This is a genomic window from Silanimonas sp. (assembly GCF_044377035.1).
Lineage (GTDB): Bacteria > Pseudomonadota > Gammaproteobacteria > Xanthomonadales > Xanthomonadaceae > Silanimonas.
On sequence record NZ_JBILJW010000010.1, the window covers coordinates 43,550 to 57,189 of the forward strand.

The window sequence follows — 13,640 nt, forward strand, 5'->3', positions numbered from 1 at the left end:
CACGGTGCCGGCCCGCCGTCCGGCAGCGAAAGCAACGGAGAAAGTCGATGAAAGCAAATCGTTTGTTTGGCCCGTTGGTCTTGGTCGCCCTTTCCGGCACCTTTCTGGCCGTTGCTTCGGGCGCCTCGGCCCAAGCGGGCTCCACTCCGGCCGATCCGGTCGCCCAGGTCGAGGAGAGAAAGGCCAACTTCAAGACGCTTGGGCGGGCGATGAATACCCTCGATACATTCGTCAAGGGCGAGGGCGGCACGGCCGAGGACGCCCGAGCGGCGGCGGCCACTCTTGCAGAGACCGGGCGCCGTATCGGTGACTGGTGGCCTGAAGGAACGGCTGTCGGCGTTGGTGATAGCGAAGCAAAGCCCGAAATCTGGACGAAGAAGGCGGAGTTCCTCGCCCTCCAGAAGCGCTTTGAGGCGACACTCCCCGGTCTGGTGCAGGCCGCCGCCACGGGCGATCGGGCCCGCATCGGCGCGGCCCTCAATGCCGTGGGCCGCGAGTGCGGGGCCTGCCACGACGGTTACAAGCTGGACTGATCCCCATGATCGCCCCGGCTGATTCCGAGCGGTCTCCTTCGCCCACGTCCGAACGGTCCCTTCGCGTTTGGGACCTCCCGGTCCGGGTCGTCCACTGGGGGCTGGTCGTTTGTCTCGCCGGCTCCTGGTGGACGGCGGAGAACGAGGATTGGGAGCGCCATCTGCTGTTTGGCTATGGCGCACTCGGCTTGGTGGTGTTCCGTGTCGCCTGGGGGATGGTCGGAAGCGAGACCGCGCGCTTCCGGAGTTTCGTTCGCGGTCCGGCAGCCGTCCTCGCGCACCTTCGTGAGCTCGCCCGCCCGGGACCGCTTCCGGCCCATCCGGGGCACAACCCCGCCGGCGCACTGGCCGTGATCCTGCTCCTGCTCCTGGTGGGTGTGCAGACGTTGTCCGGGCTGTTTCTCTCCGGCGGCGATCTCTTCTTGGTCGAAGCCCCGCTGAGCGGCTGGGTCGGCGGGCGCATGACCCGCTGGCTGGGGGACGTGCACGAATGGGGGTTCACCGTGTTGCAGGCGGTGGTCGCCTTGCACATCGTGGCCGCGCTGGCCTATGCCGTGCTCAAGCGCCGCAACCTCATCGTGCCGATGCTGACGGGGCGCGATGCCGATCTGCAGGGACCCGCGCCTTTCATGGCGCCTTTGTCGCGCGCCATCGTCCTCGGGGCCCTCGTCGCCGCGGGCGTCTGGGCGCTGGTCCGCTTCGCCTGATGCCTTCGAGCAAGGCCGGCGGTGTTTCGCGACACCGCTGGCCCATCCTCATCGGGCTGTTCAGAAACGGCCGTTGAACGAGAGCAGCACGCGCGTGTTGCGATTCAGCGCGCGCGATGCCGAGCCCGCGACCACGCCGTCCGCCCGGCTTCCGGCATAGAAGACGCGTTCCCGGCCGATGTCGTAACTGTTGGCGTTGTCGACTTCGAACCGGAACTTCCCGCGTGCCACCGCATACTCCGCGAACAGACCCAGGGAGGGGGTTTCCCCGAAGCGCAGGGTCTGGTCATAGAAGTAGCGCGTTTGGCTCGACGACCAGTCCACGTTCGCCCCCCAGGCGAAGGGCGAGTCGAGGACGTCATGGCGCAGCGCGAGTGCGTGCTGCTGTTCCGGTGCCCAGAACTGTCCGGGTTTCGGCTGCAGGCGCCGTTCCAGGCCGGTGACCGGGTCGGTGACGCGGCTGTGCTGGTACGTCCCGGCATACGTGAGCGTGACCTCCCCGGAATCGCCGAGCGGGAGCATTTTCTCCAGAGGCAGGCTCAGGTCCAGCGAAACCCCCCATTCGCGGCCGCGGCCGATGTTCCCCGGGCCGTCGACCACCGACACGATCGCGCCCGTGCCGTCGCGAATCGTGATCGGAACCAAGTCCTGCGTATCGTCGATGTGCGCCACCCATCCGCGGACTTGGCCACTGCCCCTGCCCAGCCACGCGCGACGCAGCGTTGCCGTCAAGGTCGAGGTCCGTTGCGGCACCAGGTCGGCATTCCCGGCATCGACCAGGGCGCCCAGGCCGAGATCGACGGACGTCGCGTAGTCGTTGAAATCAAGCTGCGCCGCCCGTCGTTCGAAGCGCAGGTCCAGGGTCGTGGCAGGGTCTAGCGTCCACGTCGACACGAGGCGGGGCTTCCAGAACAGGAACCGTCGGCTGGCCGACGCGTCGCCACGGACGCGAAGCGTCGATCGCTCGGCGATCATCGCGGCCTCGATCTTCCATGTCGGACGAATCGACCACACGTCGGAGATGAAAGGTTCAATTCGGAGTTCGCTGACATCGACGTTCGACGCGGGCAGCGGGGGAAGGCCCGCGATCGCGCTGGTGAAGCGGCCGCGAAGTTGGTTGCGGACCGCCTCGACGCCGAACTGGATCGAATGGCGGTCGCCGGCGGCGACGGTGTTGCCGATCCGCAGGATGGCTTCATCCTCGCGGTTGTCGTTGCGTGAGCTCTGCGACAGTGCGGAAAGGCCCGGTCCAGACCGCGAAAGATCGTTGCGGGACACGATGTCGTACCTGCTGTACAGCCCCACCAGCTTGGTGGTGATCGATCGCGTGGGGCTGAACTCAAGGTCCGCCCCCAGCTCGAAACCGTCGCGGTTCGTCGGCGATCCGCTTTCGAGCACTTCCCGACCCTGCAAGGCCCCTTGCGGGTTGAAGACGTCGCTGATCCGGACCGTCGTGTACGAATCACGATCGAGCTTTGCATTGACCCCCCAGCGCGCCGATCCCACGGCGCCGCGGACGGTGCCGGTCACGGCGGTTTGCCTGCTGTCGCTGTCGATGCCGATCCCCAGAATGCGATCGGCCCGGCGTGCGGCGTCGTAGTTCGTTTCGGCCCCGGACAGCTGGTACAGGTCGTTCCGGTAATCCAGGCCGAGCTCGAACTGCGTTCCTCTCCGCTCGAAGGACAGCGAAGACTGGCCGAACGGCCGGGCGATGCCGTCCTCGTCGACGCCGAGGCCCAGCGTGTAGGTGCCGTTGGCCCCGGTGCTCGCACTCCGGACGACATTCACGATACGGCTTTGGCCTTGCGCTTCCTGGTTGACGCCGGCGCGCTCGACCAGCTCGATCCTCGTGACGCGATCCGCGGGGATACGGGCGAGGAGCGTGCGGATGTCGTCGGACTTGGTGGACGGCCTTTCGCCGTCAATCAGCACATTGCCGGCATTGATGCCGAAGCCGCGTTCCGTGCCGACTTCGGCGATCGTGAATCCTGGGACGCGTTCGACCATCTGCAGGGCGTTCACCGGCGCGGAGGACGCGAAGAAGTCCGGCGCGTAGATCTTTGTCCCTGCGTCTGCTTCTACGGCGTCCTCGGCCTGCGCGCGCGCTGGCGAGCTGATGGCAAGGGCAATCGAAAGTGCGAGTAGGTTGAGTGCGCGGTGGCGATCCGGTGACGCGGGCATGTCGACGTTCTCGTGCAAGGAGGATGCCCGCACGATGGCGTCGTGGAATTTCGGGAGAATGCGCGCTCGATTGCGGTACGGTTGTGCGCGACGCGCGTTGCCCTCTCGTTCAGTTGATCGACTTCGCGATCGTCAGCGTCGCGCGGGCCCCGCCGCCGGCGGCATCGTCGAGTACGAGCGAGCCGTGGTGCGCCCGCCCGATCGCCTGAACAATGGCAAGGCCAAGGCCCGTGCGCTTGCTGCGCTCTCGGGTCGCGGAGTCGCCGGTGACGAACGGCTCCTTGAGCGCCTCGGGATCGCTGACCGGCCAGCCGCGACCGTCATCGACGACGATGATCCGGCATTGATCGCCGACGTCTTCCACCGTGATGGTCACCCGGGTGGCGCCAGCGTGCTGGATCGCGTTCTCGACCAGGTTGGAGATCGCCCGTTCCAGACGGGCGGGATCGGCGTCGGCGATCACCCGCCCGCTGCTCTGTCGCGTCAGGTCCACGCGGTGTTCCTCCGCCATCGGCTCGAGGCAGTGGATCACCGCATCGACGACGTCGTCGACCGACGTCGGGGCGCGCTCAAGCGAGAACCCGATGCCCTGGCTGTCGCAGAGCATGCTCAGGTCGCTGGCGAGGCGCTCGATCTGCGAAACCTGGCCGAGCAGGCTGTCGAAGAACACCCCATCGGCGACGAACACCTTGTCCTTCGCGCCCATCAATCGGGCGCGGATCACCGCCAAGGGCGTGCGCAGTTCGTGCGCGATGCCGTTCGACCGCAGGCGGAGGTCGCGATCCGCGGCGGCCAGTGATTCGGTCATGAGCGCGAAGTCGCCGATCAGGTCGCCGACCTCGCGCGGACCGGAACGCGGCGGCAGCAGCGCGGTGTCGCGCGATCCACCGGCGATCGCCCGGACGGCCCGCGACAGTCCGATGATCGGCGCGGCGATGCCACCCGCCAACTTGAACGCCAAGGCTCCGCCGATCAACGCGGTGGCGACGATCACGGTGGTCAGGGCCACGTGGTAATTGAGGTTCCAGCGCTCGATGCCATGCTGGCTCTCGAAGGAGCGGACGATGCCGGAGCAACTTCCGTAGGCCTCGGTGAGCTTGCGCAACGTCTCCTGCTCCTGCGCCGGCAGCGATGCCATGAAGAGGTAATCGCGCAGCCAGTACAGCACGTCGGGGACGAAGGCGGCGATCAGGGCCGCCGCCACGCTGATCGCGATCGCTAGGCAGGCGATTTGCATCCGCAAGGAATTCATCATTCGATGTCCAGCCTGTAGCCTTCACCGCGGATGGCGACGATCCTGACCGAGTCGACAATGGCGATCTTGGCGCGCAATCGACTGAGGTGGGCGTCGACGCCCCGGTCGGCCGCCACTTCGCTCAGCACGGCATCGCCCAATTCTGCCCGAGTGAACATCCGGCCCGGGCGACGTGCCATGGTCGTGAGGAGTCGGAACTCCGTCGGGGTCAGGTTGATCAGCTTGTCGTTGGCGAACGCACGCCGGCTTTCGACTTCGATGCGCAGCCCCCCGTGGACGATAGGCGGGGTCGATGCAAGTTGCTTGGCGCCCTCCTGCCGACGCAGCACGGCGGCGGCGCGTGCGACGACCTCGAGGGGATTGAAGGGCTTGACGATGTAATCGTCCGCGCCGAGTCGAAATCCGGAAAGACGGTCGACGTCGTCGCCCAACGCGCTGATCAGGATGACGGGAATGTTGGCATCGTCCTCCCGCACCGACACCAGTACCGAAAGGCCGTCCTTGTTGGGCATCCGGATGTCGAGGAGGATCACGTCCGGCCGCCACCGATGGACCTCTTCGCTGGCGATCCGGCCGTCCGGCGCGATCCTGACGAGGGCGCCCTCCCTCGCCAAGTAGGCGCGAAGAACGTCCGCCAAGGCGGGTTCGTCCTCGGCGATGAGAATCTTGCGGCCTTCCAGCAGGTTCTTCACGGACGTTCCGGACGACGTTGGGTGCAAGCTTTGCTCAGGGGGCCCCAGCGGTAAACGCCATGGGCGTGGTGATGCTATCGCCAGAGCCGACCAGCGTCTGCCAGAGTGGCAGAGCCGGGAGGGAAAACGGTGATGCTCGGCGCATCCACGCCAGAGGACGCCGCGTTGAACGAGAGTATGGCTTTCACTGAGTATCGCTGTCGCGCTTGATGCTGGCGTCCACGCCGCCGAACCACGCTATGCCGGAGTCTCCATAGATCGACGCACCGACGAGCAAGGTGTTCGTTTCGGGCGGCACCTTCAGCTCGATGCTGTGGCGACGAAAGCGCTTGTCGGCCGGCAGGTCAAGCTCGTATGAGTTCGCATACCCAATGCTCCTGCCTTCCTTGTCAAACGCGCGGGCCCACACCCCGACAGCGGCGGTGGCCGTGTCGCGTGCTAGCCAACCTTCAATGACCACCGTCGCGTCCTTGACCCTATCGCCATCCAATCTCTGGACGATGCCGGCATAGGGTGCGCCCTTTTCGAACGTGACACGGAGTGAGTTCAAGCCATCCCGTGTCACGGTGGGGTCGGATGCGACCTCGACGGCCGTTCCGTCCAGACGCCATCCACGCGGTGCGCCTGAATCATCGATCGCTTGCAGCGTTGGATTCGCGACGAGGGATGTCGAGGCCGTTTGCGCCGCCACGAGAATGGAGGGGGGCGCGCCGAGCGTTGCGACCATCATGAGAACGAGCATGCGCAGCAAGGTGGATCTCCTGGTGAGGTCCGGCGTGAAGAGCGAGTGCAGGCCGCGACGTCTGGGCCGGAGTCGGGGCGAGCGGCCGCGGTGGCCATCCGGGGTGGAGCTTGCTTGCGAAGCGTCCCGTGAGGATTGAGGCGGTGTTGCGATTCGATTGCGGGGCGCGCGGAGCGGACACGACGATGGCGTGCCAAGTCCCCAGCTCGGCGTGAGGGTAGACTTACGCCCCCGACCCGCGGCGTCTTCCCGGGTATCCCCAGAGAACGGCGTTCGCTCGCCTGACTTTTCGACAGAGGCGAAGAGGTCCACGATGGCTGGTGTTGGTTCTTCCGCGGCGCCGAGTCGCTTCGCGACGATCCCCGAGATTCTCGAGGACATCCGCGCCGGGAAGATGGTGGTCATCGTCGACGACGAAGACCGCGAGAACGAAGGCGACATCATCATGGCCGCCGAATTGGTTCGGCCTTCCGACATCAACTTCATGGTCACGCATGCGCGCGGCCTGGTCTGCCTTTCGCTGACGCGCGAGCGCTGCCGCCAGCTGGGCCTCGGCCCGATGGTGGTCAGCAACACCTCGCCGCACCACACCAACTTCACGGTGAGCATCGAGGCCGCCGAGGGCGTCACCACCGGCATCAGCGCCTACGACCGCGCGCACACCATCCGCACCGCGGTGCGCCCCGACGCCGCGCCCGAAGACCTCTCGCAGCCGGGTCACATCTTCCCGCTGATGGCCCAGCCCGGCGGCGTGCTGACGCGCACCGGCCACACCGAGGCCGCCAGCGACCTCGCCCTGCTCGCCGGGCTCGAGCCCGCCGGCGTGCTGGTCGAGATCCTCAATCCCGACGGCTCGATGGCGCGCCGACCGGAGCTCGAAGTGTTCGCTCGCGAGCACGGCTTGAAGATCGGCTCGATCGAGGACCTGATCCGCCACCGGCTGGCGACGGAACACACGGTGGAGCGCGTCGACGAGCGCGCCATCGAGACGGTGCACGGCTCGTTCCGCCTGATCACCTATCGCGACCGACTCAGCCGCGAACTGCATTTCGCCCTGGTCCGTGGCACGCCCTCGGGCGAGCGCCCGGCGCTGGTGCGCGTGCACGTGAAGAACCCGCTGGCCGACGTGCTGCGCTGGCGTCGCCCGGATTTCGGCGGCTCGGCCGACGAGGCCATGGCGCGCATCGCCGCGGAAGGCGAGGGCGTGCTGGTGGTGCTGGCCGACGCGGTCGCGCCGGACGCCCTGCTGGCGCGCATCACCGAGCAACCCGAGGCCGGCACCGGCAAGGTGCAGGAATGGCGGCGCAACGGCGCGGGCTCGCAGATTCTTGCCGACCTCGGTCTCAAGCACCTGCGCGTGCTCGGCACGCCGCGCAAGCAGATCGGCCTCGGCGGCTACGGTCTCGACGTGGTCGAGTACCTGCCGCTGCGCTGATCAGGGCTCGCCGTTGCCGGGGGGCGTGACGACCAACTGCACGTCCACCCCCGGCGCCCGGCTGGCCCAGCCGGCCTGCAGTCGAGCCGAAGCGTCGGCATCCAGCGCGACGTCGGCGACCACGCGCACCACCAGCACCGGGGCCGCCGCCGCGTCGCCCTTCTGGCCGATCCCGGCGCTGACCGACACCGACTCGGCCTCGGGGAACTGCGCCCGAACCTCGGCCAGCAACTCGCGTTCGAGGCGTTCGCGGGCCCGCAGGGGTTCCAGCTCCGCTTCGAGCACGACGAGACGCTGTTGCGCCTCGTCGAGCTGGCCATCGCGGCTCGCGGTCTGCTGGGACCGGAGGAAATCCTCGATCGGCTTCATGTCCGTCGCATGCGCGCCCGCGTCGCGGACATCGACATGAACCGACGACAGGCCCTGCGCGCGGAGCTTTCGTTCGATCTCCTTGCGCAGGGCGTCGGGCGGGAGGTCGCCGGTGATCGCGAGGCGCAGCGTCTTCGCCTTCCCATCGACCTGGGTCGCCAACAGCACCACGCGGGGGTCGTCCCGGTAATCGGCGAGCACCTGCCTCGCGGCCGCTTCGAAGCGTTCGGCGAGCACCAGCCGATAGGCCAGCACGCCGCTCGGCACCGCCATCAGCGTCGCAACGGCCATGATGATCCAGCGGTGCCGGCGCGCCGTGCGCGCGTCGACGTCCACGCGTTGGGGCAGGCCGGCGATCTTCACGAACACCAACGTCGACAGCGCGATGAACACGCCGTTGATGGCGAACAGGTAGAAGGCGCCCGTCGCGTACTCCCAGTTGCCGTTGGCGATGCCGTAGCCCGCGGTGCACAAGGGCGGCATCAGTGCGGTGGCGATGGCCACGCCGGGCACCACGTTGGGCACCGACTTTCGGGTGTTGGCGACCATGCCCGCCGCACCGCCGAAGAACGCGATGAGCACGTCCCAGAGCGTCGGCGAGGTGCGCGCGAGAAGTTCCGAGCGGGCCTCGGAAAGCGGCGAGACGGAGAAGTACAGGATGGCCGTCACCAGGCTGATGCCGGCCATCAATCCGAGGTTGGCCGCCGCGCGGCGGATCAGCGGGAAATCGTTGATGGCCGCGCCGTAGCCGATGCCGACGATCGGGCCCATCAAGGGCGAGATCAGCATCGCGCCGATGATCACGGCGGTGGAGTTCACGTTCAGGCCGATCGACGCGACCATGATCGCGAAGATCAGCACCCAGAGGTTGGCGCCCACCGCGTTCACGCCCTGGCGGATCTGCGCGTCGATGACCGCGGGGTCCTCCTGGTCGTAACGGAGGTCGAACCGGCGGAGCAGGGGCGACAGACGAACGGCCATGAACGGCTCCAGGGAGGGCGGCGCGCCATCCTCGACGGCTCCGTCGCCCGCGGCAAGCCCGGTCGGCGGCGTCCGTGAGCTCCGCAGGGCGTAAACTGTGCGGCCATCTCCTTCCGTCCCGCCCATGCCCCGTTTCGAAGGCGACCTCCGGCCGCACCCGTCCGGCCGCTACGCCATCGTCGCCAGCCGCTGGAACCCGAAGATCACCGACGTACTGGTCGATGGCGCCCGCAAGGCGCTGGTCGACAACGGCGTCGAGGCCGAGCGCATCGACGTCGTCCGCGTGCCCGGTGCCTGGGAGATTCCGCTGGCCGCCGCGGCGATCGCCGAGGCCGGTGGCTGTGCGGCCATCGTCGCGCTGGGCTGCGTGGTCCGCGGCGACACCCGCCACTACGAGCAGGTGGCCGACGGCTGTTCCAACGCGCTGATGCGCGTGCAGCTCGATTTCCGCCTGCCGGTGGCCAACGGCGTGCTGGCGGTCGAGGCTTATGCTGATGCCGAAGCGCGCGCCGGCGGCGCGATGGGCAACAAGGGCGAGGAGGCCGCGCTGGCCGCCCTCGAGATGAGTGACCTCCTGAAACACTGGCAGAAGACCACCGCATGAAGCCGATCCGCACCGATGGCATCGATCCCGCCGCGCGTTCGCGCGCGCGCCGCCGCGCCCTGCAGGCCCTCTACGCCTGGCAGGTCTCCGGCACGTCGATCCCGCAGGTCATCAACCAGTTCCAGCACGAGCAGGACATGGAAGTGGCCGACCAGGAGTACTTCGAGGCGCTGGTGAAGGGCGTGGCCGATCACCGCGCAGGCCTCGACGAGCGCCTCGCCGTCTACCTCGATCGTGGCATCGAGCAGGTCGACCCGATCGAGCGCGCCGTGCTGCGCATCGCCGCCTTCGAGCTCCTACACCGCGTCGACGTGCCGTACCGCGTGGTCCTCAATGAAGCCATCGAGACCGCCAAGCGCTTCGGCGCCGACCATGGGCACACCTACGTGAACGGCGTGCTCGACCGCGCCGCGGCCGAGTGGCGTCCCGGCGAGGCGGCCCAGGGCCGTCGCTGAGGCACGCGGCTTGCACCGCGCCGGGCATGGCTGAATTCGCCCTCATCGATCGCCTCCGCCAGCGCGCCGGGTCCCGCCCGGACGTGGCGCTGGGCATTGGCGACGATGCCGCCCTGATCGAACCGCCAAAAGGCCAGCAGGTGGTGCTGGCCGTCGACACCCTCGTCGAAGGCGTGCATTTCGCGAAAGGCGTGCCGGCCTCGGCCATCGGCTGGAAGGCGCTGGCGGTCAACCTGTCCGACCTCGCGGCGATGGGCGCCGAGCCTGCCGTCGCCCTGCTGGCGCTGACCCTGCCGACCGACGACACCGCCTTCGTCGACGAGTTCGCGACCGGTTTCAGCGCATTGGCTGACACCCATCGCGTCGCCCTCGTGGGCGGTGACACTACGCGCGGCCCGCTGGCCGCGAGCGTCACGGTCATGGGCTATGTACCGAAGGGCAAGGCGCTCACCCGCGCCGGTGCCGAAGCCGGCGACGACCTCTGGGTGACCGGCACCCTCGGCGATGCCGCCGGCGCCTTGGCCCTGTGGAAATCCGGTATCCCGATGCTGCGCACCGGCGTGCTGCGCGAGCGGCTCGACCGCCCGGCGCCGCGGCTCGGCGCGGGCCTCGCGCTGCGCGGTCTCGCCACCGCCTGCATCGACGTGAGCGATGGCTTCCTCGCCGATCTCGGGCACATCCTGGCCATGAGCGGCGTCGGGGCCGATGTCGAGGCCGACGCGCTGCCGCTGTCCCCGGCCTTGCTCGACGCTTTCCCCGACACGCCCACTCGTCGCGCCCTGCAGCTCACGGGCGGCGACGATTACGAACTCTGCTTCACGGCACCGGCGAAGAAGCGTGAGGCCGTACAGGCCGCGCTCGACGCCGTGGCCACGCCGGCCACGCGCGTGGGCCGCATCACCGAAGGCGCCTCGCTGCGCCTGTTCGACGCCGATGGCCTGTCGCTGGCGCTGCCGCCGCGCCGCGGCTACGTCCATTTCGCCGGGGGCGCGGCATGACGGTGCTGCCGGTCGGCACGCGCCGACGGATGATGCGGCACCCGCGCGGATGGATCGCCGCCGGTTTCGGCGCCGGGTTCTCGCCCAAGGCCCCGGGGACGGTGGGTTCGATCGTCGCCATCCTGCCTTGGTGGCTTTGGATGAACGACCTCGCCCCGCGCGATTACGCGGCCGTGCTGATCCTCGCCTTCGCGGTCGGCGTGTGGGCCGCGCGCTGGGCGATCCGCGAAAGCCGCATCGAAGACCCCTCGCTCGTCGTCTGGGATGAATTCGTCGGGATGTGGCTGGCGCTGTGGCTGCTGCCGCGCGAATGGCCGTGGGTCCTGGCCGCCTTCGTGCTGTTCCGCCTGTTCGACATCTGGAAACCCTGGCCGGTGCGCTGGGCCGACCGTTCGCTGAAAGGCGGCTTCGGCACGATGGTCGACGATGCGCTGGCGGGCCTGATGGCCTTCGGCGTGCTGCAGGTGGCCTTGGCCCTCTGGCCGATGCTGCGCGGCTAGAGATCGTCCAGGGAAAACGCACCGCGCACCCAGCGCGGTTCCTCGCCGCCATCAAAGCCGACCACGTCGAACCGGCAATCGCGCCGGGCATGCCGCGGCTCGCGCTGCAGGTAGAGCCGCGCGGCGAGAACGAGCTTTCGTGCCTTGCGCGCGTCGACGCTGTCGAGCGCATCGCCGAAGTCGCTTCGTCCACGACGGCGCACTTCGACGAACACCAGCGTTTCGCCGTCGAGCATCACGAGATCCAGCTCGCCGCCCTTGAAGCGGACGTTGCGCGCTAGCGGACGCAAGCCGCGTGCGGCGAGGAAGGCGAGGGCGGCCGACTCACCGGCGTCGCCAAGCTGCTGCGCCCGGGTGCGCGTCGCTGCCTCGGGTGGGCCGGGTGTCGTTCGGTGCGGCGCATCCATGCGCGTTGTCCTTGGGGGTTCGAGGCTCAGGGCGTCGGCGGGGGCGTGGCGTCCACCGGCATCAGCGCGCCGTCCGAGGCGCGGCGCGTCACGCCACCGCTGTACTCGGCCCAGGCCGGCACGCGCTCGACGATGCCGGCGGCATCGATGCCGAGCTCGCCCGTGGCGCCACGCAGCTGCGCACCGCCGCGCAGGGCGTCGAGGTAGGTCGCTACTTTCCAGGCGTCGAAACCGAAGGCGAACAGGCGCGCGGCGCTGCCGCGCGCGCTGGGCAGGCGACGGCCGAGGCTTTCCGCATCACCGGGGCCGACGAGGTCGCCGAGCAGCCAGGGCAGTTCGGGGTACTGCAGGCCGTCGAGCTCGCGATCGAGTCGAGGTTCGCCGCCGGACTGCACCAGCGAGGTGGCCAACACCGGTAGGGCGGCCAAACCGGCCTCCTCGCGCTGCGGCATCAGGATGCGCAGGGCCGGAGCGCGGGCCGCGACGAACAGCGCCTGTGCGCGGGTGCCGTGGTTCGCCAGCGTGGCCAGCCCCTCGGCGGCATTGCCGCCAAAGGCATCGATCGGTGCGACCGCCAACAGTTCGCCGCCCTCGGCGACGAAGCGCTCGCGGAAGCCGGCCAGCGCGCGCTGGGCACTGTCGTCGCTCTCGGCGATCGCCACCGCCCGGGTCAGGCCGCGTTCGATCAGGCGCTGCGCGACCGCGGCGCCCTCGTCCTCGGCGGCGAGGGCGAAGCTGCCGCCGCCGGCCGTTGCCACCGGCGTGCGGTTCAGCGCCAGCCACGTGGCGGTGCCGAGCGGTGCGGCGGCCAGGGCCGCCACTTCCTCGCGCCCGAGTGGGCCCACCAGCAGGTCGGCGCCTTCGGCCGCGGCGCGGTCGCGCGCGGCCTTCGCACCGTCCACCGTGCCTTGGGTGTCATGGAAGGCGATGGCCGGGCGCGTGCGCGCTTCGGCGTAGTAGGCCGCCAAAAGGCCGTCGCGCACCGCGAGGCCGGCCGGCGCGAGTTCGCCGCTGAGCGGCAGCAGCACCGCCATGCGGCGTGGCGGGTGGTAACCGTCCGAGGCCGGCGGCGGGCGATCCGCAGCGGCGGGCGCCGCGGCGGCGCGGGTGACGGCCAGGCCGCGACGGCGTGCCTCGCGAAGGGCCAGCGGCAGCACCGCGGCGGCGTCGTCGAGGAAGCCAGCCTGCTGGGCCAGGGCGGCATCCGGCACCGACTTCAGTTGGCGCTCGGCGTCGCGCAGCGCGGCGGCGCGATCGGCCCCCTGCAGCAACCCGGCGCGTTCGGCGAGGGCGGCGGCCATGCCGAAGCGGTCGCCCGTGGCATCGAGCGCGCGGGCGCGCAAGGCCAACCAGTCGGCCATCCGCCCGCCGGGCACGAGGGCGCGGTCCTGCTGCAGCAGCGCAAGGGCCTCGGCGCCGCGACCATCGTCCAGCGCGAAGGCTGCGGTGAGCAGGTCGTGGCGGAACTGGTCCTCGGGCGTGAGCCGCCGGCGCGGCGCCTCCGCGAGTTCGGCGCGGGCCCCCGCGGCATCGCCGGCCCGGCGCAGGGCCTCCGCGGCGTTCAGGCGCGCCATGGCGAGGTCGGCGCCGCGCGAGCTGGCGGCAATCGAGCGCCAGGCCTGCGCGGCCTCGGTGTGGCGACCCTGCGCGTCGAGTGCGCGCGCCTGGGATTCCGCGGGCGTGGCCTGTCGCGACGTGGGCGCGCTGGCGCAGCCGGCGAGCGAAACAGCGAGGAGGGCGAGGAGCAGCCAGCGGGCCATGCGGGGGAATCTCGGTGAGCC

Annotated in this window: 14 protein-coding genes; 7 read left to right on the forward strand and 7 right to left on the reverse strand. The window is 69.5% G+C overall.

Annotation, left to right across the window (positions count from 1 at the left end):
* The first annotated feature begins 47 nt into the window (after positions 1-47).
* Positions 48-533 (forward strand): c-type cytochrome, encoded by a 486-nt coding sequence (locus ACIQ6S_RS07280; protein WP_397596185.1) that lies wholly within the window; start codon positions 48-50, stop codon positions 531-533.
* A gap of 5 nt (positions 534-538) precedes the next feature.
* Positions 539-1,240, forward strand: a complete 702-nt coding sequence (locus tag ACIQ6S_RS07285) for a cytochrome b/b6 domain-containing protein (protein WP_397607780.1) — start codon at positions 539-541, stop codon at positions 1,238-1,240.
* Between the two features lie 60 nt (positions 1,241-1,300).
* On the opposite strand, the gene ACIQ6S_RS07290 is transcribed toward ACIQ6S_RS07285, so the two are convergent.
* From ACIQ6S_RS07290 to ACIQ6S_RS07305, 4 genes are all read right to left on the reverse strand, one after another.
* A complete protein-coding gene (locus ACIQ6S_RS07290) occupies positions 1,301-3,439 on the reverse strand; it encodes a TonB-dependent receptor plug domain-containing protein (RefSeq protein WP_397607781.1) in 2,139 nt (712 codons plus the stop codon).
* A 91-nt stretch (positions 3,440-3,530) separates the two neighbouring features.
* Complete coding sequence (locus tag ACIQ6S_RS07295) at positions 3,531-4,658, reverse strand: sensor histidine kinase (RefSeq protein ID WP_397607838.1); 1,128 nt, start codon at positions 4,656-4,658, stop codon at positions 3,531-3,533.
* 14 nt (positions 4,659-4,672) lie between these two features.
* A complete protein-coding gene (locus ACIQ6S_RS07300) occupies positions 4,673-5,368 on the reverse strand; it encodes a response regulator transcription factor (protein WP_397607782.1) in 696 nt (231 codons plus the stop codon).
* A 184-nt stretch (positions 5,369-5,552) separates the two neighbouring features.
* Positions 5,553-6,119, reverse strand: coding sequence for a hypothetical protein (locus ACIQ6S_RS07305; protein WP_397607783.1), 567 nt, complete (start codon positions 6,117-6,119; stop codon positions 5,553-5,555).
* Between the two features lie 304 nt (positions 6,120-6,423).
* Here ACIQ6S_RS07305 and ribB point away from each other — a divergent pair, with 304 nt between their 5' ends.
* Positions 6,424-7,545, forward strand: a complete 1,122-nt coding sequence (gene ribB, locus ACIQ6S_RS07310; RefSeq protein WP_397607784.1) for a 3,4-dihydroxy-2-butanone-4-phosphate synthase — start codon at positions 6,424-6,426, stop codon at positions 7,543-7,545.
* Here ribB and ACIQ6S_RS07315 read toward each other — a convergent pair whose 3' ends face one another.
* The gene (locus tag ACIQ6S_RS07315; RefSeq protein WP_397607785.1) at positions 7,546-8,895 is read right to left on the reverse strand and encodes a DUF389 domain-containing protein; all 1,350 of its coding nucleotides are present in this window, start codon (positions 8,893-8,895) and stop codon (positions 7,546-7,548) included.
* Between the two features lie 124 nt (positions 8,896-9,019).
* On the opposite strand from ACIQ6S_RS07315, the gene ribH reads away from it, so the two are divergent.
* Genes ribH through ACIQ6S_RS07335 form a run of 4 tightly spaced genes read left to right on the forward strand, consistent with a single transcriptional unit; the run spans position 9,020 to position 11,452 of the window.
* Positions 9,020-9,499 (forward strand): 6,7-dimethyl-8-ribityllumazine synthase, encoded by a 480-nt coding sequence (gene ribH / locus ACIQ6S_RS07320; RefSeq protein ID WP_397607786.1) that lies wholly within the window; start codon positions 9,020-9,022, stop codon positions 9,497-9,499.
* Complete coding sequence (nusB, locus tag ACIQ6S_RS07325) at positions 9,496-9,954, forward strand: transcription antitermination factor NusB (RefSeq protein WP_297865734.1); 459 nt, start codon at positions 9,496-9,498, stop codon at positions 9,952-9,954. Before ribH ends, nusB begins: the two co-directional genes overlap by 4 nt.
* A 26-nt stretch (positions 9,955-9,980) precedes the next feature.
* Positions 9,981-10,952, forward strand: a complete 972-nt coding sequence (gene thiL, locus ACIQ6S_RS07330; protein WP_397607787.1) for a thiamine-phosphate kinase — start codon at positions 9,981-9,983, stop codon at positions 10,950-10,952.
* Positions 10,949-11,452: a phosphatidylglycerophosphatase A gene (locus ACIQ6S_RS07335; protein ID WP_397607788.1), complete on the forward strand. Its 504-nt coding sequence runs from the start codon at positions 10,949-10,951 to the stop codon at positions 11,450-11,452. The genes thiL and ACIQ6S_RS07335 overlap by 4 nt, the downstream gene beginning before the upstream one ends.
* On the opposite strand, the gene ACIQ6S_RS07340 is transcribed toward ACIQ6S_RS07335, so the two are convergent.
* Both ACIQ6S_RS07340 and ACIQ6S_RS07345 read right to left on the reverse strand, forming a co-directional pair.
* Positions 11,449-11,859: a YraN family protein gene (locus ACIQ6S_RS07340; protein ID WP_397607789.1), complete on the reverse strand. Its 411-nt coding sequence runs from the start codon at positions 11,857-11,859 to the stop codon at positions 11,449-11,451. The genes ACIQ6S_RS07335 and ACIQ6S_RS07340 overlap by 4 nt on opposite strands.
* 26 nt (positions 11,860-11,885) lie before the next feature.
* Positions 11,886-13,619, reverse strand: coding sequence for a penicillin-binding protein activator (locus ACIQ6S_RS07345; protein WP_397607790.1), 1,734 nt, complete (start codon positions 13,617-13,619; stop codon positions 11,886-11,888).
* Positions 13,620-13,640: the final 21 nt, after the last annotated feature.